Here is a 24,178-nt window from a genome sequence, read left to right as displayed (position 1 = left end):
CCCGAGTTTTCGAATGCGCGCCAATTTCCGTATGCAACGGCTTTTCGTCGACGCGCCGCTTTCCAGCGGCGCCGTCGTGGAGGCGAATGCCGATCAGTTCAACTATCTCGGCAATGTGCTGCGGATGGAGGAAGGTGCGGAGATCCTGCTCTTCAACGGCCGCGACGGCGAATGGAAGGCGACCCTTACCTTCCCCACGCGCAAACGCATCCTTTTGACGGCAACCGAAGAGACGCGGCCGCAGCCGCAGCCTTGCGACCTGCACTACCTCTTTGCGCCGCTCAAGGTCGGCCGTATGGACTACCTCGTGCAGAAGGCGGTCGAAATGGGAGCCGGCCTGCTGCAGCCGGTCATGACCCAGCACGTCCAGGGCAAGATCACCAATCTCGACAAGCTGCGCGCCAATGTCGTCGAAGCGGCGGAGCAATGCGGCATCCTCGGCATCCCCGATGTGGCCGAGCCTGTGAGGCTTCTCGACCTGCTCGACCGCTGGCCGAGCGAGCGCCGCATCATCTATTGCGACGAGGGCGATGCCGGGCAAAACCCGCTGCCGGTGCTGTCGGCGATCAGGGAAAGACATCTCGCTTTGCTCGTTGGGCCGGAAGGCGGCTTTTCGGAAGAAGAACGGGCGCGGTTGCGAAGCCTTGATTTCGTCACCGCCATTCCGCTCGGACCGCGCATCCTGCGAGCCGATACGGCAGCTGTTGCGGCGCTTGCGGTGGTGCAGGCGGCGATCGGCGACTGGAATTGACCCCGAAAACGGGTTGACATGGAAATCGGCGCTATTTTTTTGATGCGTCGTTGAAAGAATTTCACTTGCAACATAGGTGGCTTGGGTCCAAATCACCCTTCCAATTGCCCGGCCCCCTGGGCACCTTTCCGAATACAGGTATCCCGCATGGCCCGCGACACTACCGACCAGACACCGCTCTCTTCGGTCCAGGATCTGACCGATTATATCGCCGCGGGCAACAAGCCGCGGGAGCGCTTCCGGATCGGCACCGAACACGAGAAATTCGCCTTCTTTCGCGCCGACAACAGCCCGGTTCCCTATTTTGGCGATGCCAGCATTTCGGCCCTCCTGACCGGCCTGCAGAAGAAAAGCGGCTGGGAGCCGATCACCGACGGCGGCAACATCATCGGCCTTGCCGAGCAGAACGGTATGGGCGCGATCTCGATCGAGCCAGGCGGCCAGTTCGAACTCTCCGGCGCACCACTCGAGACGATCCATGAGACCTGTCGGGAATCAAACCAGCATCTGGCGACGCTGCGCGAAATCGCCGAGCCGATGGGCATCCGCTTCCTTGGCATCGGCGGCAGTCCGAAATGGACCTATGCGGAAACCCCGCAGATGCCGAAGTCGCGCTACGAGATCATGACCCGCTATATGCCGAAGGTCGGTACCCAGGGTCTCGACATGATGTACCGCACCTGCACGATCCAGGTGAATCTCGACTTCTCCTCGGAAGCCGACATGCGCAAGAAGATGCGTGTCTCGATGAAGCTGCAATCGCTGGCGACCGCGCTTTTCGCATCCTCGCCCTTTACCGAGGGCAAGCCGAACGGGCTGCTCTCCTGGCGCGGCGATATCTGGCGCGATGTCGACAACCGGCGCGCCGGCCTGCTCGATTTCACCTTCCGCGACGATTTCGGCTTCCGCGACTATGCCGAATGGGCGCTCGACGCGCCGATGTATTTCATCGTGCGCGACGGCCGCTATCACGACTGCACCCATGTCACCTTCCGCCAGTTCATGAACGGCGCATTGAAGGGCGAGGTCGCCGATCCGGCGCCGACGATGGGCGATTGGACGAACCATCTTTCGACACTTTTCCCCGACGTGCGGCTGAAGCGTTTCCTCGAAATGCGCGGCGCCGACGGCGGCCCGTGGCGGCGCATCTGTGCCTTGCCGGCCTTCTGGGTCGGCCTGCTCTACGACGATGCCGCACTCGAGGCCGCCGACGAACTGACCAAGGATTGGGGTTTTGCCGAGGTCCAGGCAATGCGCAACGCCGTTCCCGCCGAAGGGTTGAAGGCGCAATTCCGCGGGCACCCGCTCTTCGACATGGCGCGCGAGGTGATCGGCATATCAAGGGCCGGCCTCAAGGCGCGGGGCAGGCTCAACCGGGAAGGCCAGGACGAGAGCATCTTCCTGGCGCCGCTCGAAGAGGTGCTCGCCAAAAAGGCGACGCTCGCCGAGGATCTGCTGTCGCTCTATCACGGCCGCTGGCAGGGCTCGGTCGAACCGGTGTTTGAGGACTATCAGTACTGAGCCTGAGCCCCTGAATTCCCTAAATCGGAATCGATTCAAGGAATATGCAGTAGCAAGCTGTGGTCACGGCGCCTTCGCGCGCTTCCTGGCTTCGCGCGATCTGGCCGTGCGGCGGGCGGGCCTCAGTTCCTCGATCGTCGGCAGCCACCACTCGGCGTCTTGAACTGGCGGCGTCTTCGCAGGCCAGGTGCGGACAAGTTCATCCAACGTGGGCACCCGCCAATATCCCCAGACGTGATCCTCGGTCACGCCGGCATAGAAGTCCGCAACGACGTGCGGGTCGACCAGTTCGCCTGAGATTTCGGTAAAGACGACGATTCCATAGGTGGTGACCACAGGCCGGCCTATCGGCGGCAAGTCGTCGCTCTGAAGCGGGTAGCGATGACGCTTTCGTTCTGCAAAGCGGAGCTTGCTGCGCACATCCTGTTCGGTCCCCTTGCGCTCCTCGGCTCGACGTCGTCTTTCTTCCGGCTCGTTTCTGCGCGCCGCCGCCTCGATCTCCGGCCACCGGCGTCTGAGTTCCTCATAGGACCGGAAGGGAACGTGCCATATCTTGAGATCGCCGTCCCATCGCGAGAATGGCACTTCGCGCAGTTCGTTGACGACGGTCTTCGAATACGGCGTGCGGATTCGAAAGCCCGTCTTGCCAAGTTCAAGATATGGACTGTCGATGGGATCGAAGGCGAAGGCGTCGCGGCCCTTCGCATCCGCATGGGCGTCGGCTTCGGCCTCCATCTCGGCAAGCCATCGTCCGATGCGGCGGGACGCCGTCCGCCCGGGAACGAACCAGGCCTTGCGGGTATCACTCCAGCGGGCACGGGGGAAGCGTCTTCGGAATTGCTCGACCGTCATCCTGTCGTAGGGAAAGGAAATGTCGGCGCCCGGCTTCGCACCGTCTTCATTCGGTGGCGGCTCGTCGTGACCAGTGGAGGATTTGGTTTCGGCCATGGAAGAAGAACGCCGGCGCGCAGGGATCGGTTTCCGGTGAGGATAGCATATAGGCCGACGGAGAGTGACGGCCGGCCGTCGTTATCGCCGCTTTCGCCTCATCAGGCTAAGTTCTTATGGCAAAAAGCCGTTTGCGCATTGCCATTTCCGGTTATAGTGGCGTTACAACGCGCACGACCGGGGGAAAGGAACTTCCATGCTGCCACTCTTCGACATGATGATGCAGGCGCAGAACGGGGCGGCGATGGAGGCGATCGCCCGACAGTTCAACCTTGCGCAGGAACAGGCGACGAAGGCGATGGCGGCGCTGATGCCGGCCTTTTCCGCCGGGTTGAAACGCAGCACCAGCAATCCCTATGATTTCGTCGGGCTGATGCAGGCGGTTTCCTCCGGCAATTACGCGCGATATTTCGAGGATATGAACCGGGCGTTCACGCCGGAGGGTATTTCCGACGGCAACAACATCCTTGCCCAACTCTTCGGCTCGAAGGAGGTTTCGCGCGCGGTCGCTGCCCAGGCGGCGCAGATGACCGGGATCGGCCAGGACATTTACAAGCGGATGCTGCCGGTGCTGGCCGATACGCTGATGGGCGGGCTCTTCAAACAGACGACCGGCCAGATGGCCTCGCCGGTCAACCCCTTCGTCAACACGCCGATGGGCGAGACCATCCAGAAATGGCTTGAGAGTACCGGCTTCGCGCCGAAGCCGGCCCCGGAGCCTAGCGTCTTCGACAATCCCTTTACGCAGGCGATGCAGCAGATGTTTTCCGTGCCGAAGCCTGCCCCAACGCAGACGCCGAACCCCTTCCTCGACAATCCTTTCGCCAAGGCCTTCCAGGAGATGATGGGCGGACTCGGCCAGCAGCCGGCGGCCACGACCAAGGCCAAGACGCCGGAGGGGCCGAAGGAAGAGGCGAAGGTCAATGCCGACAGCTATACCGAGATGCTGAACGCCATGTTCGACAGCGGGCTGGAAGTGCAGAAGAACTACCAGCGGAACCTGGAAGCGATCTTCGAAACCTATCGGCCGAAGCCTTCCTCGGAAAAGAGCGAATAGCGCACTAAAGCGCGTCGCGATCTTTCAGATTCGCTTGCCACGCTTTAGGTCCTTGGTTTCTCGCATGTCGTTATCGCACAACCGCGATACACTTTTGCGCGACATGCTTTAGATTTTTGCGCATGTCGTTATCGCAAAACCGCGACACACTTTTGCGCGACATGCTTTCGCGCATAAAAAAACCCGGAGATGGCTTGGGAAAGCCGATCACCGGGTCAAGCGGCAGGGCTATTGGCTATCACCCTGCGGGGAAACTTAACGCTCCTGCTCCTCGTAGGAGCGCAAGAACGACGACAGGCGCCAGCGATTGCGCGCCGAGCGCGTCAGATGTTCCGACGGGTCCTCGAAGAAGGTCGACGCCAGGAACGCGGAGGTCAGGTCGGCCCTGCTAAGGCCGATATCCCTCAGCTGAGCGTCGCTCAGATCGTGCAGCGTGTTGATCTCCATGCGATTGCGGAACCCGCGAAAGAGGGAGGTCAACGGTGCGAGGCCTGCTGCCAGACGTTGGGAAAACGTCGGGGTGAGCTTGCCGCAGTCGAGTTCTATTGTTCTGTCTGTCATCCGCATGGGACTCTCCTTTCTTTCGATTTCTTTCAGGCGCGCAACAACCCACCCCTCCCGCGAGGTCGCACGGGAAGGAGCAAGGCTGAAATTGGCTCGGACAGGCAGGGTGTCTGTCCTTCACTTTGCTTGATTTGCATCCCGAAGATGCCAAAGACCTATTGATCAGTCCAACGAATGTTTCTAATGATTATCATCAGCTATCTTTATGGGTGAAAACATGTCCGCGCCTCTTGATCTCGACCAATTGCAGACTTTCATCGCCATCGTCGATTCCGGCAGCTTCACCAAGGCCGCCGACAGGGTCTACAAGACCCAATCGGCCGTCTCCATGCAGATGCGCCGTCTTGAGGAGCGCATCGGCAAACAGCTGTTCATCAAAGACGGACGCGGCAATCGGCTGACGGTCGAGGGCGAAAAACTGCTCAACTATGCCCGGCGCATCATTCGCCTCAACAATGAGGCGATTGCTGCTTTCGACGACAACAGACTGGAGGGGATGCTGCGCATCGGTACGCCGGACGATTATGCCGACCGCTACATGCCCGAAATCATCGGCCGCTTCGCCAAGACGCATCCGAATGTCGAGCTCTATATCGTCTGCGAGCCCTCGGTGGATCTGGCCGAGCGCATGCACAAGGGCGAACTCGACATCGCGCTCGTCACCCACAATCCGCGCGAGCGCATGTCAGATGTGGTGAGAACCGAGCCGCTCTGCTGGGTGGGCTCGGCCAACCATCCGATCCGTGACGACGCCCCGGTGCCGCTTGCCGTCGGCCGGCGCGATTGCCAGTGGCGCCAGCTCGCCTGCTCGGCGCTCGATGCTGTGGGACGCGAGCACCAGATCCTGTTCACCAGCTGGTCCTGCACTGTCGTTGCCGCTGCCGTGCTTGCCGGCATGGCGGTTTCGGTGATGCCGGAATCGGCGCTGCGGACAGGCATGAAGGTGCTGAGCCAGGCAGACGGTTTCCCGGCGCTGCCGCCGGTGCAGATCGGAATCATGAAGCGGCCGGGCGTTTCACTCTCGCTGATGAATGCGATCACGGCACATATCACCGCCTGCCTCGACAATATCACGCCTACTGTCGCCGACGACAGCCTGGAGGCAGACGTCAAATCCGCCCAGGCGCGCCTTTATCCGCGGCTGAAGGCGGCCAATATGGTACCAAGCTGGTAAGAGTTCAGGCGGCGCGGGGCACGATCGTGGCAAAAAGGGAGGCGCGGATGACGCGCTTCCACTCATCGAGCATGCGCCGCGCCAGCGCCTCTTCACTGACGGCGGCAAGTCGAATGACGGCGCCGATCAGGTGGCTGAACAGGTAAGTGCGCGCATACATGTCTTCGTCGCAAAGGTCGGGAGCCAATTGACGCACGGCGTCATGGAAGATGCCGGCGACGTGACCGCTATGCTCGATATTCAGCTGCAGCAGATCCTGATCGGTCTCCGTTCCCATCCAGACGCCGAGATAGACGGGATCGTTGTGGTAGGAATCGTAATACCAGTCGATGGTGGCGCAGACGCGGTCGAGCGCCTGGTCGAGTGAGCGTACGTCGCTAAACATCGCCGCGGTCTTCGCCTGGATCGCCGAGGCATGCTGATCGAAGAGCGCTTTGACGATTGCCGCCTTCTCCGGGAAATACTGGTAGACCGAACCGATCGGTACCTTGGCGGCGATGGCGAGTTCCGTCATCCGCATGGCGCTGACGCCCTTTTCGGCGATGATCTTGGCGGCGGCGGCGAGAATGAGGTCCAGCCTCTGGATGCTGCGCTCCTGCTTCGGCTTCCTGCGCAAGCCGATCCGATCCATGCTTTCCGCGCCCATGTCGTTCCCATTCTTTTTGTTCGCGGCGGAAGGCATATGCCAGCCAGCGCGTCGAGCCGATATGACATGCAGGTCTTCATCCGCGGTAAATGGAAACGTTCGTATTTTAACGACTGGAAAAAGCGGGTTTTATCGCGATTTCAGGCTGCGATTCTATCGCCACACAACCAGATCCAAGCGGTCTGGTCCGTATGACGGTTGATAGGCCTGCCGCCTCACCCCATCGCCATCCATATGGCGAGCCAAACCCACATGGCGGCGAGCACCAGGTAACCCGCAGCGAAGATCGGACTGCGATAGCGCAGGTCGTTGCTCGTGACGTGGATGACGGCATGAGCGTAGCGCAGGGCAACGAAGCCCCAGGCAAGCCCGACGGTGACGATATTGTCGGCGTCCGTGATATAAAGAAGAACGCAGCAGGCGTAGAAGAGCACAGGCAGTTCGAACTGGTTGGCGAGGCAGTTCTTGACGACCTGGCTTTCGGCCGGCTCGCCACGGTTTTCGCGGTAATCCGATTTCGCGATGCTGCCGGCGCGGACCATCCTGGCGCGACGCATGCCCAGAAGCGCATAAAGACCATAGACCAGGGCCACATGGGCAAGCAGTGGCCAGAAGATTTGATAGCCGGTCATATGTTGGTCGTTTCCTTTCGGCTTCCGCTTTCGACGCGAGCATTAGCCGAAAGGGGAGCTGGATACCAGCATAGGGCAACGCCCCATCGGCACCTGCGTCGCTAAGGCACGTCGGCGCAGGTGTCCCGGCTTTTCGACATGGAGCTGGATGGAAACGGCGCCTCAGTCCTGGCGCGAAGAGAGCCAGCGCATGACGGCGAGCCGGGCGGCGACGATGAAGCAGATGGCGAGGCTTGCGAATTTCAATCGCGTCATCCAGGGCAGCAGGTACGTTGCAAGACCTGCATACGCGCCGTTGCCGAAGGCGATGAGGCTCGAGATATTCTCGCCATAATCGGCGATGCCGTAGATGAACGGCAGCAGGTAGACCGCCTTGCTAATGACCGGATGGACCGATTGGCCGAACCACGAACTGACAGGACCGAGCTTGAGGAAGGCGAGGAACAGCAGCGCCGTCAGCAATGCCGGAAAGATCAGCTCCGGCCCGAAATACATGGCGCGCAGCAGCCTGGTCGCCGTCTCGTTCTCATCAAGCAGCTGCTGCATGTGGAAGACCGCAGACTCGTCGTAACCGGCGAAATAAGAATCGAGCACCGCCTGGCCGGTTTCGTGCTTGAAGGGAACGACGAAGCCGAAGGTCGTCCAGGCGAGCACGGCAAGGCAAAGGGCTGCGAGCAGCGCGACGATCCAGAGAGGAATCCCGCTGCCCGCCTTCATGATCAGAGGCCGGCGCCCGGATAGTTCGGGCTCTCGCGGGTGATCGTCACGTCATGGGCGTGGCTTTCGCGAAGACCGGCACCGGAGATGCGCACGAAAGTCGCCCGCTCCTGGAAATCCTTGAGGTCCTTGCCGCCGACATAACCCATGGCCGCCTTGAGGCCGCCGGCGAGCTGGTGGATGACGCCCGAGACCGGCCCCTTGTACGGCACCTGACCTTCGATGCCCTCAGGCACGAGCTTCAGCGTGTCGCGCACTTCCGCCTGGAAGTAACGGTCGGCCGAGCCGCGGGCCATGGCGCCGACGGAGCCCATGCCGCGATAGGCCTTGAAGGAGCGACCCTGGTAGAGATAGACCTCGCCTGGGCTCTCATCGGTACCAGCAAGCAACGAGCCGATCATGACGGCGGAAGCGCCTGCGGCGATCGCCTTGGCAAGATCGCCGGAGAACTTGATGCCGCCATCGGCGATAACAGGCACGTCCTGATCATTTGCGGCCTGAACCGCCGACATGATGGCTGCGAGCTGGGGAACGCCGACACCGGCAACGATGCGCGTCGTGCAGATCGAACCCGGACCGATGCCGACCTTGACGGCGTCCGCGCCGGCATCGATCAGCGCCCTGGTGCCGTCATAGGTGGCGACGTTGCCGGCCATGATGCGCACCGAGTTGGAAAGCTTCTTGACGCGGGCAACCGCATCGAGGACGCGCTGCGAATGGCCGTGGGCGGTATCGACGACCAGAAGGTCGACGCCGGCCTCTATCAATCGCTCGGCGCGCTCGAAGCCGTCGTCACCGACGCTGATGGCGGCGGCAGCGCGAAGCCTGCCCTGCGCATCCTTGGAAGCGTTCGGGTTCAGCTGCGACTTCTCGATATCCTTGACGGTGATGAGGCCGACGCAGCGGCCTTCGGTATCGACCACCAGCAGCTTCTCGATGCGATGCGAATGCAGCAGGCGCTTGGCCTCCTGCTGATCGACGTTTTCCTTGACGGTGACCAGATTGTCCTTGGTCATCAGCTCATGGATCTTCTGTTCCTGATCGGAAGCGAAGCGGACGTCGCGGTTGGTCAGGATGCCGACGAGGCGGCCGGACTTCTCCACGACAGGGATGCCGGAGATGCTGTAGGATTTCATGAGCCCGAATGCATCGGCGAGCGTCGCATCGGGGCCGATCGTCACCGGATTGACGACCATGCCGCTTTCAAACTTCTTCACTTGCCGGACCTGCTCGGCCTGTTCGATCGGCGTCAGGTTGCGATGAATGACGCCGAGGCCGCCGGCCTGGGCCATGGCGATCGCCAGGCGGCTCTCGGTGACGGTATCCATGGCGGATGAGATGATCGGGATGTTGAGTTCGAAATCCCGGGCGATGCGGGTGGAGATATTCGTCTGGCCGGGCATGACCTCGGAATGTCCCGGCTGCAGCAACACGTCGTCGAAGGTAAGCGCGTCGGCGCCGGTTGCCGTTTCAATGATGCGTGCCATGGCCAAATTCCTTCGTTTAATAAAAATGCGACCCTGTCCGGAAACGAATCGTCCGCCCCGGCGGTCTGCATGGGTTGCTTGGAAGTTGGCGAGGGCTGGTAACACGTCTATGACAGGAAGGAAATAGCAAAAAGCCCGGCATGCCCGCCCGGCTCGGCATGGGTGCCATGCGCCAGGAGCATTTCGGGAAAAACGCTAAGCGTTTTTCTGTCCAGAATTCTGTAAAAACAATATGTTATAGCGGTTCAGCGCTTCCGTGAAAGGCTGAACCGCTTCGGATCAGATGTCGAACTGATAGGTCTTCGGTACGAAGCGATAACCGCCATCCTGCCTCTCGACGAAGCCGACTGCCGGGAATGGCATGTGATAACCAAGGAAGGCGATCTTTTCGGTGGCGATCATCTCGAAAACCTTGCGACGGGTGGCGGCTGCCTGCGTCTTGTCCATGTCGAAGCGCACCTCCCAATCCGGCCGCAGCAGCGACAGGATATAATGGTTGGCGGTATCGCCTGTGAGCACAAGGCGCTTGCCCTCGGATTCGACGTGGAACACCATATGGCCCGGTGAGTGGCCGGCCGCCAGCATCGCCGTTATGCCGGGTGCGACGCTATCACCGTCCTTAATAAAAGTGGTCTTCTCGGCGAGCGGCACGACATTGGCGAGCACCGCCTTGTGGCCGCCCTCGGCAGGTGTGCCCTCACGTGCCTTGTCCGACCAGAAATCATATTCCGCCTGGCCGACGATATAGCGGGCATTCTTGAAGGCAGCCGCGCCGTCTTCCATCAGACCGCCGATATGATCGCCGTGCAGATGGGTGAGCGCCACCAGCGTGACGTCGTCGGCCGAATATCCCGCCGCCTTCAGGCCTTCGGCAAGCTGGCCGGCGCCGCGTGCGCGACCGCTCGCACCGAAGCCGGTATCGATGAGGATGACATCCGAACCGGTATCGATGAGAGCCGGCGTATAGCCGTTCAGGAACTTGTCGGCCGGCAGGAAATTTGCGGAGAGCAACGCCTTGACCGTTTCGGCATCCTGATTGGTGCCGAAGGTTTCATAGGGCTTTTCTGAAACGTTGATGCCGTCGCGGACGACGCTGAACTTATAGGAGCCGAGCTTGAATTGATTGATTTCGGGCAAAGGCGTTGCATTCATATTGTTGCTTTCTCCAGTCGCGGCCGCTTCGGCCCTCTCTCTTAAAATCGCCGGCGCCGCCAGTAGCCCGATGCCTGCGGCAAAAAGCGTGCGTCGTTTTATCTTCTTTGAAATCGCCATATCCACTCCCCTTTTATACGCGGCGTCTTTTATACGCGGCGTCGCCGCACTGCCCCGACGTAGATCCGCCCGGTTTTTCTCGGGCGAAGCAAACATATGTCAATCTTGATAGGCTTGGTTATCGGGCAAGCCATCTCACGCAGACGTGAAGCAAACGTGTCATCGACCCGAATTGGGACCCGGATTGGGGGATTGGCAGAACCCGAAACTGGGACTAAACAGCACGGGCCTTCCCACCTCCCATCCGCGCCCCTCAAGGCTCCCGCCTATGAATCGCATCGTCCCGCTGATCCTTGCCGTCGCTCTTTTCATGGAACAGATGGACTCGACCGTGATTGCGACGGCGCTGCCGGCGATCGCGAGGGATCTCAATGTCGGGCCGATCACGCTGAAGCTGGCGCTGACCTCCTACATGGTGGCGCTTGCGGTGTTCATCCCGATCAGCGGCTGGATGGCCGACAGGTTCGGCGCCAAGAAGATCTTCCGCCTTGCCATCTCGGTTTTCGTCATCGGCTCGATTTTCTGCGCGATTTCGTCCAACCTCCTCGAATTCGTATTTGCCCGCTTCCTGCAGGGCATGGGCGGCGCGATGATGACGCCGGTCGGCCGCCTCGTGCTGGTGCGCACGACGCAGCGCAGTGATCTGGTCTCGGCCATGGCGCTGCTCACCATCCCCGCGCTTGTCGGCCCGCTCACCGGCCCGCCGCTCGGCGGCTTCATCACCACCTATTTCAGCTGGCACTGGATCTTCCTGATCAACGTGCCGGTCGGCATCCTCGGCATCTGGCTTGCGACGATCTTTCTGCCGGAGGTGGAAGCGACGGCGCCGCCGCGGCTCGATGTCACCGGCTTCGTGCTGACCTCGCTTTCGGCCGCGGGCGTCGTCTTCGGCCTGTCGGTGGTCAGTCTGCCGGCCCTGCCCCCGATCATCGGCGTCACCGCCACCTTGATCGGCCTCATCTGCGGCGTGCTTTACGTGCGCCATGCCAAGCGGCATCCGGCGCCAATCCTCAACCTCAATCTGTTCAAGAACCCGACCTTCCGGGCCTCCACCTTGGGCGGCATGCTCTTTCGCATTTGCGTCGGCGCCATGCCCTTCCTGACGCCGCTGATGCTCCAGCTCGGCTTCGGGCTGACGCCGTTTCAATCCGGCCTCATCACCTTTGCCGGCGCGATCGGGGCAATCACCACCAAGTTCATGGCGAAACGCGTCTTTGCCGCCGCCGGCTTTCGCACGACGCTTCTCGGCGCCGCCATGGTGACGACCCTGGTGACTGTCGTCACCGGCCTGTTCACGCCGTCAACGCCGCATCTCGTCATCATCGGCGTGCTGCTGCTCGGCGGCTTCTCCCGCTCCTTCATGTTCACCGGCGTCAATGCGCTTGCCTTCGCCGATATCGAAGATGCGGAAGCCAGCCAGGCGACATCGATGAGCTCGGTGATGCAGCAGGTCAGCCTGGCGCTCGGCGTTGCGGTCGCCGCCGCGATCCTGGAAAGCTCGATCTATTTCCGCGGCGAAGCGCTGCAGGTTGCCGATTTCCACCTCGCCTTCTACATCATTGCCGGCCTGACAGTGATTGCGACCATTCCCTTCATTCGGATGGACCGCAATGCCGGCGCAATCGTTTCCGGCCACCGCTCCAAGGCGATGACGGCGGCAACGGTTGAAGCCGAACAGCAGGCGGTGAAATAGGCAGCCGCTAGAGCCTTTCCGGGTTAGATTGAAGCATTCTGTTGGCTCAAACGGAGTCGGATGGTCGACCGGCCGGCGCGCGTCGTAGCCAAGTTCTACGGCCAAGCCGGCCGGTCGATCAGCCGGCCCGTTTCAGCCAACCTTCCCGCAGATTTGCCTGGCAAATCTGCAAGACTTGGAATTGCCGGACGCACCTATTGCTTCGCCACGGCGAAGCGGTGCGGCCGGTGGGCCGGGCATCTTTCCGCCAGGACAAAGGCGATCGGCTCGCACGTACCTTGGGGTATGCCCTTCGCCAATCGCCTTTGCCCTGACGAAAACCTGCTCCGGCAGAATGCTTCAATCTAACCCGGAAAGGCTCTAGTCCGGGCTTTCGCAGACGGCAGAGAGCTTGTTGCCGTCGAGATCACGGATATAGGCGGCATAGAAATGGGCATGGTAGGAGCGCAGGCCGGGCTCGCCCTCATCCACGGCGCCTGCCGCGATCGCCGCCGCATGGAAGGCATCGACATCGGCCCGCGTTTCGGCCGCCAGCGCGACCATGGCGCCATTGCCCGAGGTCGCCCGGCGGTGATTGAACGGCGTCACCACCCAGAAGCGGCAGCGCGTATCGCCCTCGGCGGAATAGCCGATTTCCTCTTCGGAAGAGCGTTGGCGGCGATAGCCGAGGGGAGACAGCACGGCATCGTAAAAATGCCCTGCGCGATAAAGGTCGTTGGTTCCGAGCGTGACGTAAAGAAGCATGGGATCAGCGGTTCAAATCGTTAGAGCGCCGCGCGTCCTTTCGGACGCGCAAAGGACGCGGCAACGCATTCCATTGCTGCCTATCTTATCCTCAAATCGATCCCGATCTAAGGAATTATGCAGTCGATCGCCATCATCTGTCAGGACCGGCCCGAAGATCAAGCTTCTTCTGCTTCTGCTTCGCCTTCGGCCTTGCGCCCCTTGAACCCCTTGGCCAGCAGGAACATCTCGACCGATTCGGCGCGCGACGAGTTCGGCTTGACATGGACGACCTGGCGGAAGTTCTGCTTGAGCATGGCGAGCAGCTCACGCTCGGTACCGCCCTGAAAAGTCTTGGTGAGGAAGTGCCCGCCTTCCCCCAGCACTTCGACGGCGAAATGCGCCGCCACCTCACAGAGATGCATGGTGCGCAGATGGTCGGTGCGGTGGTGGCCGGTGGTGGGCGCCGCCATGTCCGATATCACAAGGTCGGGTGTGCCGCCGACGGCCTCCAGCAGCTTTTCCGGCGCACTGGGATCGAGGAAATCGAGCTGCAGGATCTTGACCCCCGGCAGCTGGGTCATTTCAAGGAAATCGATCGCAGCCACACGAATATCCTCATCTGTCGAGCCGGTGACTTTGGCTGCGATCTGCGACCAGCTGCCGGGGGCAGCGCCGAGATCGATGATGCGCCTGGCGCCACGCAGGATATGATGTTTCTCGTCGATCTCCAGCAGCTTGAAGGCGGCCCGGGCGCGATAGCCTTCGAGCTGGGCGCGCTGCACATAGGGATCGTTGATGTGGCGCTCCAGCCATTGGCGGGAGGAGGCCTTCATCTTCTTGTTCTTGACGCGCTGGCCGAGCTTGCGGCCGGTGCGGTTTCCCGCGATCGGTGCCTTGGTCATGCCTATTCCTTATCTCACGATCTCACGCGCTGGCCGCGGCGGTTGCGGTTGCGTCGCCACACGCCGTCGTCGGCCATCATGTCGGTGAGCAAGCCTTCCCTCAAGCCGCGATCGGCAACCCGCATGCGCGGGCTCGGCCAGCGGCGGCGGATCGCCTCGAGAATGGCGCAGCCGGCGAGCACCAGATCGGCCCGGTCAGCCCCGATGCAGGGATTGGCGGCACGGCTTGCGAAATCCCAGGAGAGAAGCTTTGCCTGCATGGCGGAGACCTCATCATCGGACAGCCAGATGCCGTCGACCTTGCGCCGGTCATAACGCGGCAGGTCGAGATGGACGCCGGCAAGCGTCGTCACCGTGCCCGATGTTCCGATCAGGTGAAAGTCGCTGGTCTGGGCGACCTCGATCTCCGGGCAATCGAAGCTTCCAAGCATGCCTTCGACTTCACGCACCATGCCTTCGAAGGCCTCCGGCGTGACGTCGTGCCCGCCATGGCGCTCCGACAGCGTCACGACGCCGACCGGCAATGAGGTCCAGTGGGTGATGTGATTGGCAAGGCGGCTGAAGCGATTGTCGCCGATGCGGATGACCGCGATCTCCGACGAGCCGCCGCCGATATCGAAGAGCACGACGGAGCGCGTTTCGCGACCGACCAGCGAGGAGCAGCCGGAGACTGCAAGCCGCGCCTCTGTCTCCCGATCGATGATCTCGAGCTCGAGGCCGGTTTCGGCAACGACCCGGCTGAGGAAGTCCTCGCCATTGACGGCCTGGCGGCAGGCTTCGGTGGCGATCAGCCGCATGCGGCGGATCTGCCGGTTCCTGAGCTTGGAGGCGCAGATCCTCAGCGCCTCGATCGCCCTCTCCATCGCCTCGTCCGACAGGCGACCGCTGGCCGCAAGGCCTTCGCCGAGGCGCACGATGCGGGAAAAAGCGTCGACGACGCGGAATTGACCCGGACGAGTCGGCTGGGCAATGAGGAGACGGCAATTGTTGGTGCCGAGATCGAGGGCGGCGTAGAGCTCCTCCGGCCACGCGTGTTCGCCGGCCTGACGATCCCCCTGATGCCCGGAATGGGAATGGCTTTCCGGGCGGGTCCTGCGGTTGGCGCTTGCGCCATTCAGTGTTTCACGCAGTTCGACCCTGAGCACCGTTTCTTCTGAGCGGCGTTCCTGTTGCGGGGCACCTGATGGTTTTGCCGGTGTCAGCGGCCGGCCCTGCAGACCGCGCTTGCCGCGGTGTTTGCGGCGGTTGCGACGGCTAGGCGCTGAATCGCTATCAGAGCGGGCAGCATTGCCTGCCGCCGCCGTCTGTTCCATTGCCTGGGGGAGAGGTGAACCGTCCTGCACAGCACCATGGCCGCCTCGACGGCGACGCTTGCGCTTGCGGGCCGGATTCCCGGCTGCATCTTCCATCGGGCGCGCAGGCTGTCCGGCACTGCCGGAAGGCTCATGCGAAGCGGGATGAGCCGCGTTGCGGGATTGCCCGCCACGCTTGCCCTTGCGGCGCCTGGACTTTTTGCCGTCCTTGCGCCCTGCCGCCGACGCCCCGTCAAATTGCGGCTTTGCGCCGCCTTCGGGGTCTTCCACGTTATTTTTCCACCGCGCCGCGCAAGTCCTGGGATATGCAGCAGGCGCTCATTCGATTATTGCGTTGCCGCAAGGATATCAGCGCCCGCCGAAATCGCCAAATTCTTTTTTGGACCAAGGGATTTGCAGCGGTTTCACCTTTCCGCGGCAGCACCGATTTTTTTCAAAACAGCTATTTGCAATTCCCCGGCTTTTGGTTATAAGCGCCGCACACCAGCCGACCGCCCGCCGGTTCGCTTATGCTGGGGAATAGTTCAATGGTAGAACGACGGACTCTGACTCCGTTAATCTTGGTTCGAATCCAGGTTCCCCAGCCAATATTTCACACTGAGCGATTGATTTTATGGCAAAAACGGGTTTGCTTTTATCTGCCCTCCCGTCCCTTCCGATGCCTGCTTCCTTTTCGCTGCCCCTGATCGCTTAGATCGACGGGCGCAGGATGTCAGCGAATCCGACATCGTGTCTTGGGTGAGCATCTTGCAGCATCTACGCATTACCCGCGCCATTTCGATTTTTGTTGATTTCGGACGCGCCGTGGCGGGCAGCGATGGTAGGCGCTATTGGCGTCGGACTGACGTCTTCTCGCTTCTGGAACGGCCGATAGACAAAATTAGTCAGCGACTGGGAGAACAAATGAGGGTTCCGGAATGCTGATTTACAACAGCACTGAAAATAAAGACTGAAATCGGCCGCGCCCGCAAATCTTTTATCAGGCCATACTATTCTCCTCCAAGATCTCTGTGTTAGGCAGCCCACAAGCGCCAACCTTGCGCGCGACAACGTTACGCTCTCGATATCGAAGGCAGGCGCTAACATTGAAGGTTTACAGACCAGAGATCGATGGCTTAAGGGCCATCTCGGTGATCGCGGTTATTCTGTATCACGCCGAGTTCACGGTTGCCGGCCACACGTTGCTGCGAGGCGGATACATCGGCGTCGATGTGTTTTTTGTGATCAGTGGCTTTCTGATTTCCCAAATGTTGTTGACAGAAATCGAAGCAACCGGGCGTATTGATTTCCTTAAATTCTACGCTCGGCGTGCGCGAAGAATTCTTCCTGCGTTGTTCACAGTCATTTTCGCGACAATTCCTTTCGCATATTACCTTTTATTACCATCGGAACTACTGGATTACACGAATTCCATAGGTTCGACGCTCCTATTTGGATCGAATATCTATTTTTATTTTACTGCGGCTCAGTACGGGGAGCCCAATACCCTTCTCAAGCCTTTTCTTCACACCTGGTCGTTGAGCGTCGAAGAGCAGTTCTATATTGGGTTTCCGCTCTTATTGTTGATCACACGCCGATACCTGAAATCAAGGTTTTTGCCGTGCGTGTTGCTCGTGGCGTCCCTCAGCTTTGTATTGTGTGTGGTGACGGTACGGTATGATCAGCAGCAGGCGTTCTACTCGCCACTCACCCGGACCTGGGAACTGTTGGCCGGGACACTTCTCGCCTATTACGAGGTGAGGCGTGGACGAACTCGCCCTCGGCCGTTACTCGCGGCGGCCGGGCTTGTCCTCGTTGTTGGTTCGCTCATCTTGTTCAGGAAGGACACGGTTCATCCTGGCGTGTTGACTGTGATCCCAGTCATCGGGACCTGTCTGGTGCTCGCATTTGCCGGTCATCAGGACGCAGTCGGGCGCCTGTTGGCTTCTCGACCGGCGGCGCTCACCGGACTGGTATCCTACTCTTTATATTTGTGGCATTACCCGGTCTTCGCCTTCTTGCGGCTGACAAGCTTGAATCTCAACAACGGCGATAAGCTCCTCGCCATCGCAGCGACGGTCTTGGTCGCGGTCGTGAGCTTTGTCGTTATCGAAAAGCCCCTTCGCCACACCAGGAGAAGCCGCGCTCTCTGGATCACCCTGAGCTCATCAGTTGCAACCATCACGGCTGCAGTTGTGTCAGCAATCTCTATGGCCGGTTTTCCTCACAGGTTGGATCAAATTTATCCACCTCTCGCGCAGGCGAACGAAGCACGGCTCGAAAGCACTTTTCTAAGCTTGAACAACAACATTCAAGCCGGGAAGCCCATTATCTTCATAATTGGGGACTCGCACGCCAGAAACTGGTCGATCGCGCTGAAAAATTACATCGACACCGACCGATATCAAGTCGTGGCAGTCAGCTACTTAAACTGCATGGTAGAGATCAAGAACGATATTGTCAGGGCCCCCTCTCGCGCCAGCATTTACGATAAATACTGCATTCCCTTTGAAAAATTTATCAACGACAAGTCATTGCTCAGCCGAACGAAAGCGATCTTCCTCACGAGCCTTCGGCCTTTTGAGTACACCGTCAACCCCTTCAGGTTTGAGCTTCTTTCCTGGATGAAAAGCCACTCGGATGACGCGCGAATTTTCGTTTTCGGAAATTATTTCCAGCTCGACGAATTACACTCGTGCCTTGGGCTCATGTTTCAGAGAAAATCCGATGCCTCTATATGCCTGCGGGAAGCGACCTATCCGCCGGCCAACCAGCCTTTAGAGCAACTGCCATTTTTCCCATCCAATCTAGCGTTCACCTACCTCGATATCGTCAAGCTTCACTGCGATTACGACAAGGAGAAATGCCTCACGACCAGCAGGGGTGTTCCGTTCATCACAGACTGGAACCATCTGACAGCAGAATTTCTGACGACCCTGATTGGTGACATTCTGGAAAAGAGAACCGCCGATCTACGGGGCGACGGTCTCCTCGATTTCCTGGTACCGCCGCACGCCAGGCAATCCGAACGAACTGCAAATTCTCAGCCGAACGCTGGTCGAACGTCTTCCGCTTCTCCATGAGATTGAGCGGACAGACGCCGGGAACGACGGTGAACTTGGTGTTCAAGTCCGGACTTTCGGCATACCCCATCGTCTCGATCAAGGGTAGCAGCCACGTCGGCTACAGCTGACGGCTCACACGTCACGCCAATCGCCGCCCTTTGGAGTTCTGGATGCCCGACAGCTATTGTCGCGCCACGGCGGCGTTTCCTTCGAACTGCAGAAACCAATCATACACTGCGTGGATACCTTCCTCCAGCGAGATGCGTGGCTTCCAGCCCATATTCTTCAGCTTGTCGGTGCTCATGAGCTTACGCGGCGTCCCGTCAGGCTTGGAGAGGTCGTGGGCAATTTTTCCTTCGTAACCGACAACACGGCAAACCAACCGCGCGAGCTCGATGATTTCAATGTCCTCTCCCGAACCGACATTGACGTGCTGCGCGTCCGAATAGTTCTTCAACAGGAAAACCAGCGCATCCGCGCAATCGTCAACGTGGAGGAATTCCCGTCGTGGCTTTCCGGTTCCCCAGATGGCAATTTCGGATGCCCCCGTCACCTTTGCGAGGTGCGCCTTGTGAATTAGCGCCGGCAGAACGTGACTTGATTGCAGATCGAAATTATCGCCCGGACCATAGAGATTGGTGGGCATGGCAGAAATATAATCGCGTCCGTGCTGCTTGCGGTAGGCGTCGGCCAGCTTGATTCCGGCAATCTTGGCGACAGCATACCACTCGTTGGTCGGCTCAAGCGGTCCGGTCAGAAGCGCATCTTCAGAAATCGGCTGCGGCGCGAATTTAGGATAAATGCAGCTTGAGCCCAGAAACAGAAGCCTGTCGACGCCGTTACGATGCGCGGCTTCGAAAATATTGGCCTCAATAATCAGGTTATCGTAGAGGAAATCGGCCGGGAAGGTATCGTTCGCAAGAATACCGCCAACCTTTGCAGCAGCGAGGATGATCGCATCCGGTCTGTTCGTCTGGACGAATCTCTCGACCTCGTCCTGCCGTTTGAGATCAAGCTCCTGTCGCGTTGCCGTGATGACAGTACAGTTTTCTGAGTGAAGCCTGCGCACAAGCGCGCTGCCGACCATGCCGCGATGACCGGCGACCCAGATTTTCTTGTTGGACAGGTCGGACACTCAGATCTCTCTCCGGCTGTTTTGAGCCTTCCAGTGCTTGACATCCTCCCGCACCATTTCGGCGGCGAGTTCGCGAACCGGGGTCTTGTGGTGCCAGCCCAATTTCTGACGTGCCTTGGTCGGGTCGCCAAGCAAAAGGTCGACTTCCGTCGGGCGGAAATACCGCGGGTCGATTTCCACAAGGCAGGCACCGGACGCGGCGTCATAACCCTTTTCGTCGACGCCGGACCCCTTCCATTCCAAAGCAATGCCCACGTCGGCAAAAGCCCACTCCACAAACTGGCGGACACTCGTCGTCTCACCGGTCGCCAAGACGTAGTCATCCGGCTTGTCCTGCTGCAGCATGCGCCACATGCCCTCGACATATTCACGCGCGTGGCCCCAGTCACGTTTGGCGTCGAGATTGCCGAGGAAAAGCTTATCCTGCCGCCCCAGATGGATGGCAGCCACCGCCATGGTGATCTTGCGCGTGACGAAGGTTTCGCCGCGAAGCGGGCTTTCGTGATTGAAAAGTATGCCGTTCGACGCATGCATGCCGTAGGCCTCGCGATAATTCACGACGATCCAGTAGGCATAGAGCTTGGCTGCGGCATAGGGAGAACGCGGGTAAAAGGGCGTCTTCTCGTTCTGCGGCACTTCCTGCACAAGACCGTAGAGTTCCGAGGTCGATGCCTGGTAGAATCTAGTCTTTTCCTCGAGACGCAGGATCCGGATGGCTTCGAGCAACCTGAGGGTACCGATTCCATCTGCGTCGGCCGTATATTCCGGCGTCTCGAAACTTACGCCGACATGGCTTTGTGCGGCCAGATTGTAGATTTCATCCGGCTGCGTCTGCTGCACGATCCGAAGGAGATTGGTCGCGTCGATCATATCTCCATAATGCAGGATGAAGCGCGGATGCGCTTCATGCGGATCCTGATAGATATGCTCGATACGGCCGGTGTTAAAAGACGAGGATCGCCGCTTGATACCATGCACCGTATAGCCTTTGCTCAGTAGCAATTCGGCCAGATAGGCACCATCCTGACCGGTCACCCCAGTGATAAGCGCGGTTTTCGTCATTTTCTACGTCGTCTTTCGATGCAATCTTCGGGATGTGTTTATGGAAACGGCCGAACTAGCGCAACCCCCATGTAACCGAGCCAGGCAAGCGAAATGGCCATTGCAGATCTCTGCGGTTGACGTGGGGCTGGCACAATGAGACTAGAGTTTTCCAAATTATCAGATCTCCAAGGGGGAAAATATGATCCTGGTGACGGGGGGAGCCGGTTTCATCGGTGCGAATTTCGTACTCGATTGGCTTGCGCTTCATGATGAACCGATCGTCAACCTCGATGTGCTGACCTATGCCGGCAACCTGGAGAACCTCGCCTCCGTCTGGGAGGACCCGCGCCATCTGTTCGTCAAAGGCAGCATCGCGGACTATGATCTTATTGAAGAATTGCTCCGCTCTCATCAGCCTCGCGCGATCCTGAATTTCGCTGCCGAAAGTCATGTCGATCGATCGATCCACGGGCCTGAGGAATTTATCCAGACGAATATCGTCGGCACTTTTCGCCTGTTGGAGGCTATCCGCGGATTTCTTGCCTCACAGGATGAAGCCTTCCGAGAGAGCTTCCGTTTTCTTCACGTGTCGACGGACGAAGTCTACGGTTCGCTTGCCCCGGCGGAGGCGGCTTTCAGCGAACATCGCAAATACGAACCCAACAGCCCTTATTCCGCAAGCAAGGCAGCGAGCGATCATCTGGTTCGCGCCTATCATCACACCTACGGGTTACCGGTTCTGACGACGAACTGTTCGAACAATTATGGTCCCTATCATTTTCCCGAGAAGCTTATTCCCCTGGTCATTCATAATGCTCTCTCGGGAAAGCAGATCCCAATCTACGGCGACGGGATGCAGGTGCGCGACTGGCTGTTCGTCAAGGACCATTGCAGCGCGATCCGGTGCGTTATGGAGAATGGAAAAGTTGGGGAGACCTATAATGTCGGCGGCAGAAACGAGCTGACCAATCTATCGGTGGTCAATACGCTCTGCGAGATCCTCGATGAATTGAGGCCCCTGCCACAAGGGGCGAGCTACAAGGCCCAGATCTCCTTTGTGCGCGATCGGCCTGGTCATGATCGCCGTTACGCCATCGATGCGACCAAGATCGAGCGGGAGCTGGACTGGCGCCCGAGCGAGACCTTCGAGACAGGCATTCGTAAGACCGTCGAATGGTATCTCGCCAACCAAGCATGGGTCGAAAACGTCACAAGCGGCGGCTACCGCCAATGGATCGAGCGCCAGTATCAATAACGGGTCGGAGGAGGAAAGGCTCCTCCTCGCGAGCGTGACGTCAATACCTGATGAAATTGTGCAGGAAGCGTTTGACCGACAGGGGCACATGACGTTGCACCCATCTGCGCGCCATGACCTTGAAAAAGGGGCGAAGGCCGCCGGAAAAGCCTGGGGAAATCGTCCTGATCACCTTCAGGGCTCGCATCAGAGCGCGCTCGTAAGTCTCGTAGACAGCCACCGGCTCTTCGCAAACGGCGGTGTAGAAAGTCGACAACCGATCGAACATGCCATTGGTCAGCAACTGAAACTGGTGAAAGTGATAAAAAATCAGAGGCGAACCATCGACCTCGATCTTGCCTGATGCATCCTGCGTAAAATGCAGCTTTTCGTAATTCCAGGGAGCAACCCCAGCTCCCGGATGCTCGATGATATGGCAATTCGGATAGAGATCCGGCCATTCGTCCAGATATTTCTGGTCACCCATTTTGCCGTCTTCCAGGCGATAGTAGCACCATTCGATGCACTGCTCGCGCCAGCGCGCAAGGCAGCGCATTCCCTCTTCATCGCGTCGGAAACTCACCCATTCCACACAGAAGCGGCCGTTTACTTCCCTGTTTTGCAGCCGCGGGGCAAAGCGGTGTTCGATAATGGCAATGGAACTATTGCCGATCTCATCAAAAATTGGACGAAGCGGTGAATAGAACAGCAGATCGGAGTCGAGATACGTGATGAAATCGATTTCCGGATGCTGCTCCAGCACGAAACTCGGCAGACACGGGGACAAGGTCCAGCAATATTCAGCGACGCCGCGCGATTTCTTAGCTTCGAGGAGTTCCGGCGTCTCGATATCAGCAAGTGCAATGCAAGTGATGTAGGACCTCTTGGAGGCGATCAGAATATCCTGCGTCTGCTGGTCCATGCAAAGCACAAAGACATGCGCGTCGGGGCACCACTGGACGAGGCTCTCCATCATGGCCATCCCCTTGATGAGATAGCCGCTGTCGAAAAGGGTACAAAAGTAGTTCGTCATGACTGGGATTTTTTCCTGCACAAATAAGTGCGGCTTGCAGTGCCCTTGCTACTCTCACGTGGATCGGCGCTCTCGTTCAGCGTGAAGGTCGCCTGGACTTCCAGGCGATGAACGTGAAACATATCCAATAGCTGCGGCTCGGAAAAATGGATCTCTATGGTCTCGACCCCATAGGCTTGCTTGCGGAAATACTTGGTCGGTTCTCCATAGACAACAGGCGTGCGGTGAAAAATCACGTATTTCTTGGCAACGCGGGCGCTCTCTGCGATTGCCGCTTCATAGTCGGGAATATGCAGCAGGCAGCATCCCGAGACCACGACATCGAAAGCTTCATCCTGGTAGCTGAGCCGAGTCGCATCCTCCACGTCGAATGACAGTCCCGGGTAGATGCTGCGCGCCATACCGATGAAAGCGTCGGAATAATCACAGCCCCGATAGCGCAAAGGCAAGCCATTCACCTCAAGCACTTCGGAGTAATATCCGCTGGAACAGCCGATTTCGAGCAGCGAGCCATTCGCAGGCAGGTTTTCGATTCTGCGCAACGCGGCGGTAAAAACATCGAATACATCGATGGAAGCGCCGCTGCGATATTCCTTCAGCTGGCGCTCGACGAGGGTCCTCTGACGTGCTGGTAGATCACTCGCTTTCCAAGATGCAGCAAGCCGCGAACTTTCACTGTCTCTACGAGCCGCGTCTATCTCGACATAGCGTGATGATACGGATGTCGCGGGCAACAGATGTTCACGCAATCGCTTCAACTGGTTCTTCACTCCCGGAAAGCGATTGAGACTCGCGCGCAGAAACGACATCAGCCCTGTCCCCCCAGATACCGCTCAAGGATCGGCACCAGTTCTTCCATTCTCGACTTGTAGGTGTGGTCCTTCAGCGTCCTTGCCTGACCAGCCTTTGCGATCGCGTCGGCCTCGTCGGGGTGGTCTATATAGTGGCGGACAAGTTCAGCCGCTTCCTCAGGGCTGGAATAGGCAACCACCTCCTTGCCGACCTCGAAGATCTCACCGAGATTATCCTTCCTGTCGGTTATGAGCAGCGATCCGACACCGGTCGCCTCGTAGAGCCGCATGTTGTTGGCATTGTTCTCGGCAACGTTGATATGCCGATTGACGGTGATCCGGCTGCGCGCCAGAGCACGATACATATCCGGACCCCAGACTTCGCCATTGTGGCGTTTTCGAATCGGAGAGGAGCGCGGAAGCGTCCTGGCACCGTAGCCGAAAAATTGTATCGGCGTCGTGTTGGCAAGATGTTCGAGCAAGGGGATCGCCTT

General features: G+C 59.2%; 22 protein-coding genes and 1 tRNA gene. 8 read left to right on the top strand and 15 right to left on the bottom strand.

The window, feature by feature from the left end; genetic code table 11:
* The first annotated feature begins 13 nt into the window (after window positions 1-13).
* The gene (locus tag RWK44_RS22575; protein WP_131666730.1) at window positions 14-751 is read left to right on the top strand and encodes a 16S rRNA (uracil(1498)-N(3))-methyltransferase; all 738 of its coding nucleotides are present in this window, start codon (window positions 14-16) and stop codon (window positions 749-751) included.
* 147 nt (window positions 752-898) lie between these two features.
* The gene (locus RWK44_RS22570; RefSeq protein WP_131666731.1) at window positions 899-2,272 is read left to right on the top strand and encodes a glutamate--cysteine ligase; all 1,374 of its coding nucleotides are present in this window, start codon (window positions 899-901) and stop codon (window positions 2,270-2,272) included.
* 63 nt (window positions 2,273-2,335) lie between these two features.
* On the opposite strand, the gene RWK44_RS22565 is transcribed toward RWK44_RS22570, so the two are convergent.
* Entirely contained in the window at window positions 2,336-3,220 is an 885-nt protein-coding gene (locus RWK44_RS22565) for a hypothetical protein (protein WP_316029401.1), read from the bottom strand.
* A 196-nt stretch (window positions 3,221-3,416) separates the two neighbouring features.
* Here RWK44_RS22565 and RWK44_RS22560 point away from each other — a divergent pair, with 196 nt between their 5' ends.
* Window positions 3,417-4,277 (top strand): DUF937 domain-containing protein, encoded by an 861-nt coding sequence (locus tag RWK44_RS22560; protein WP_131661459.1) that lies wholly within the window; start codon window positions 3,417-3,419, stop codon window positions 4,275-4,277.
* A gap of 255 nt (window positions 4,278-4,532) precedes the next feature.
* On the opposite strand, the gene RWK44_RS22555 is transcribed toward RWK44_RS22560, so the two are convergent.
* Window positions 4,533-4,844, bottom strand: a complete 312-nt coding sequence (locus RWK44_RS22555) for a DUF1127 domain-containing protein (protein WP_017959118.1) — start codon at window positions 4,842-4,844, stop codon at window positions 4,533-4,535.
* A gap of 214 nt (window positions 4,845-5,058) precedes the next feature.
* On the opposite strand from RWK44_RS22555, the gene RWK44_RS22550 reads away from it, so the two are divergent.
* On the top strand, window positions 5,059-6,015 hold the full coding sequence (locus RWK44_RS22550; protein WP_032999350.1) for a LysR substrate-binding domain-containing protein: 957 nt from the start codon (window positions 5,059-5,061) through the stop codon (window positions 6,013-6,015).
* 4 nt (window positions 6,016-6,019) lie between these two features.
* Here the strand turns inward: RWK44_RS22550 and RWK44_RS22545 are convergent, their stop codons facing one another.
* From RWK44_RS22545 to RWK44_RS22525, 5 genes are all read right to left on the bottom strand, one after another.
* Window positions 6,020-6,661 carry a TetR family transcriptional regulator gene (locus RWK44_RS22545; RefSeq protein ID WP_077976653.1) on the bottom strand — a complete coding sequence of 214 codons (642 nt, stop codon included), beginning with the start codon at window positions 6,659-6,661 and terminating at the stop codon, window positions 6,020-6,022.
* Between the two features lie 215 nt (window positions 6,662-6,876).
* Window positions 6,877-7,293, bottom strand: a complete 417-nt coding sequence (locus tag RWK44_RS22540) for an MAPEG family protein (RefSeq protein WP_131642059.1) — start codon at window positions 7,291-7,293, stop codon at window positions 6,877-6,879.
* 162 nt (window positions 7,294-7,455) lie between these two features.
* Window positions 7,456-8,010: a hypothetical protein gene (locus RWK44_RS22535; protein WP_168338004.1), complete on the bottom strand. Its 555-nt coding sequence runs from the start codon at window positions 8,008-8,010 to the stop codon at window positions 7,456-7,458.
* A gap of 2 nt (window positions 8,011-8,012) precedes the next feature.
* Window positions 8,013-9,497 carry an IMP dehydrogenase gene (gene guaB / locus RWK44_RS22530; RefSeq protein WP_025393298.1) on the bottom strand — a complete coding sequence of 495 codons (1,485 nt, stop codon included), beginning with the start codon at window positions 9,495-9,497 and terminating at the stop codon, window positions 8,013-8,015.
* A gap of 279 nt (window positions 9,498-9,776) precedes the next feature.
* Window positions 9,777-10,769: an MBL fold metallo-hydrolase gene (locus RWK44_RS22525; protein WP_168285002.1), complete on the bottom strand. Its 993-nt coding sequence runs from the start codon at window positions 10,767-10,769 to the stop codon at window positions 9,777-9,779.
* Between the two features lie 268 nt (window positions 10,770-11,037).
* Between RWK44_RS22525 and RWK44_RS22520 the strand changes: the two genes are divergently transcribed.
* Window positions 11,038-12,462: a DHA2 family efflux MFS transporter permease subunit gene (locus RWK44_RS22520; RefSeq protein ID WP_131666739.1), complete on the top strand. Its 1,425-nt coding sequence runs from the start codon at window positions 11,038-11,040 to the stop codon at window positions 12,460-12,462.
* A gap of 360 nt (window positions 12,463-12,822) precedes the next feature.
* Here the strand turns inward: RWK44_RS22520 and RWK44_RS22515 are convergent, their stop codons facing one another.
* From RWK44_RS22515 to RWK44_RS22505, 3 genes are all read right to left on the bottom strand, one after another.
* On the bottom strand, window positions 12,823-13,206 hold the full coding sequence (locus RWK44_RS22515) for a VOC family protein (RefSeq protein WP_020048594.1): 384 nt from the start codon (window positions 13,204-13,206) through the stop codon (window positions 12,823-12,825).
* A gap of 158 nt (window positions 13,207-13,364) precedes the next feature.
* Complete coding sequence (locus tag RWK44_RS22510) at window positions 13,365-14,090, bottom strand: RlmE family RNA methyltransferase (RefSeq protein WP_131666740.1); 726 nt, start codon at window positions 14,088-14,090, stop codon at window positions 13,365-13,367.
* Between the two features lie 14 nt (window positions 14,091-14,104).
* Window positions 14,105-15,673: a Ppx/GppA phosphatase family protein gene (locus RWK44_RS22505; RefSeq protein ID WP_316029400.1), complete on the bottom strand. Its 1,569-nt coding sequence runs from the start codon at window positions 15,671-15,673 to the stop codon at window positions 14,105-14,107.
* 243 nt (window positions 15,674-15,916) lie between these two features.
* On the opposite strand from RWK44_RS22505, the gene RWK44_RS22500 reads away from it, so the two are divergent.
* Window positions 15,917-15,990 (top strand) — tRNA-Gln (locus RWK44_RS22500).
* Between the two features lie 498 nt (window positions 15,991-16,488).
* Window positions 16,489-18,465, top strand: a complete 1,977-nt coding sequence (locus RWK44_RS22495) for an acyltransferase family protein (protein WP_222062586.1) — start codon at window positions 16,489-16,491, stop codon at window positions 18,463-18,465.
* A gap of 163 nt (window positions 18,466-18,628) precedes the next feature.
* Here the strand turns inward: RWK44_RS22495 and fcl are convergent, their stop codons facing one another.
* Window positions 18,629-19,582, bottom strand: coding sequence for a GDP-L-fucose synthase (gene fcl / locus RWK44_RS22490; protein WP_131666743.1), 954 nt, complete (start codon window positions 19,580-19,582; stop codon window positions 18,629-18,631).
* The gene (gene gmd / locus RWK44_RS22485; protein ID WP_131666744.1) at window positions 19,583-20,644 is read right to left on the bottom strand and encodes a GDP-mannose 4,6-dehydratase; all 1,062 of its coding nucleotides are present in this window, start codon (window positions 20,642-20,644) and stop codon (window positions 19,583-19,585) included.
* Between the two features lie 181 nt (window positions 20,645-20,825).
* On the opposite strand from gmd, the gene rfbB reads away from it, so the two are divergent.
* Complete coding sequence (rfbB, locus tag RWK44_RS22480) at window positions 20,826-21,881, top strand: dTDP-glucose 4,6-dehydratase (protein WP_131666745.1); 1,056 nt, start codon at window positions 20,826-20,828, stop codon at window positions 21,879-21,881.
* A 40-nt stretch (window positions 21,882-21,921) separates the two neighbouring features.
* On the opposite strand, the gene RWK44_RS22475 is transcribed toward rfbB, so the two are convergent.
* Genes RWK44_RS22475 through RWK44_RS22465 form a run of 3 tightly spaced genes read right to left on the bottom strand, consistent with a single transcriptional unit; the run spans window position 21,922 to window position 24,166 of the window.
* On the bottom strand, window positions 21,922-22,893 hold the full coding sequence (locus tag RWK44_RS22475; RefSeq protein ID WP_131666746.1) for a hypothetical protein: 972 nt from the start codon (window positions 22,891-22,893) through the stop codon (window positions 21,922-21,924).
* On the bottom strand, window positions 22,890-23,702 hold the full coding sequence (locus RWK44_RS22470; protein WP_316029399.1) for a class I SAM-dependent methyltransferase: 813 nt from the start codon (window positions 23,700-23,702) through the stop codon (window positions 22,890-22,892). Before RWK44_RS22470 ends, RWK44_RS22475 begins: the two co-directional genes overlap by 4 nt.
* A complete protein-coding gene (locus RWK44_RS22465) occupies window positions 23,702-24,166 on the bottom strand; it encodes a glycosyltransferase family protein (RefSeq protein ID WP_246621971.1) in 465 nt (154 codons plus the stop codon). Before RWK44_RS22465 ends, RWK44_RS22470 begins: the two co-directional genes overlap by 1 nt.
* Between the last annotated feature and the right edge of the window lie 12 nt (window positions 24,167-24,178).

Origin of the sequence: Rhizobium sp. 25PS6 (assembly GCF_032464655.1) — a bacterium.
GTDB classification, from domain to species: domain Bacteria; phylum Pseudomonadota; class Alphaproteobacteria; order Rhizobiales; family Rhizobiaceae; genus Rhizobium; species Rhizobium laguerreae.
The sequence above is the reverse complement of the archived record's forward strand: the minus strand, read 5'-3'. Positions and strand labels throughout refer to the sequence as shown.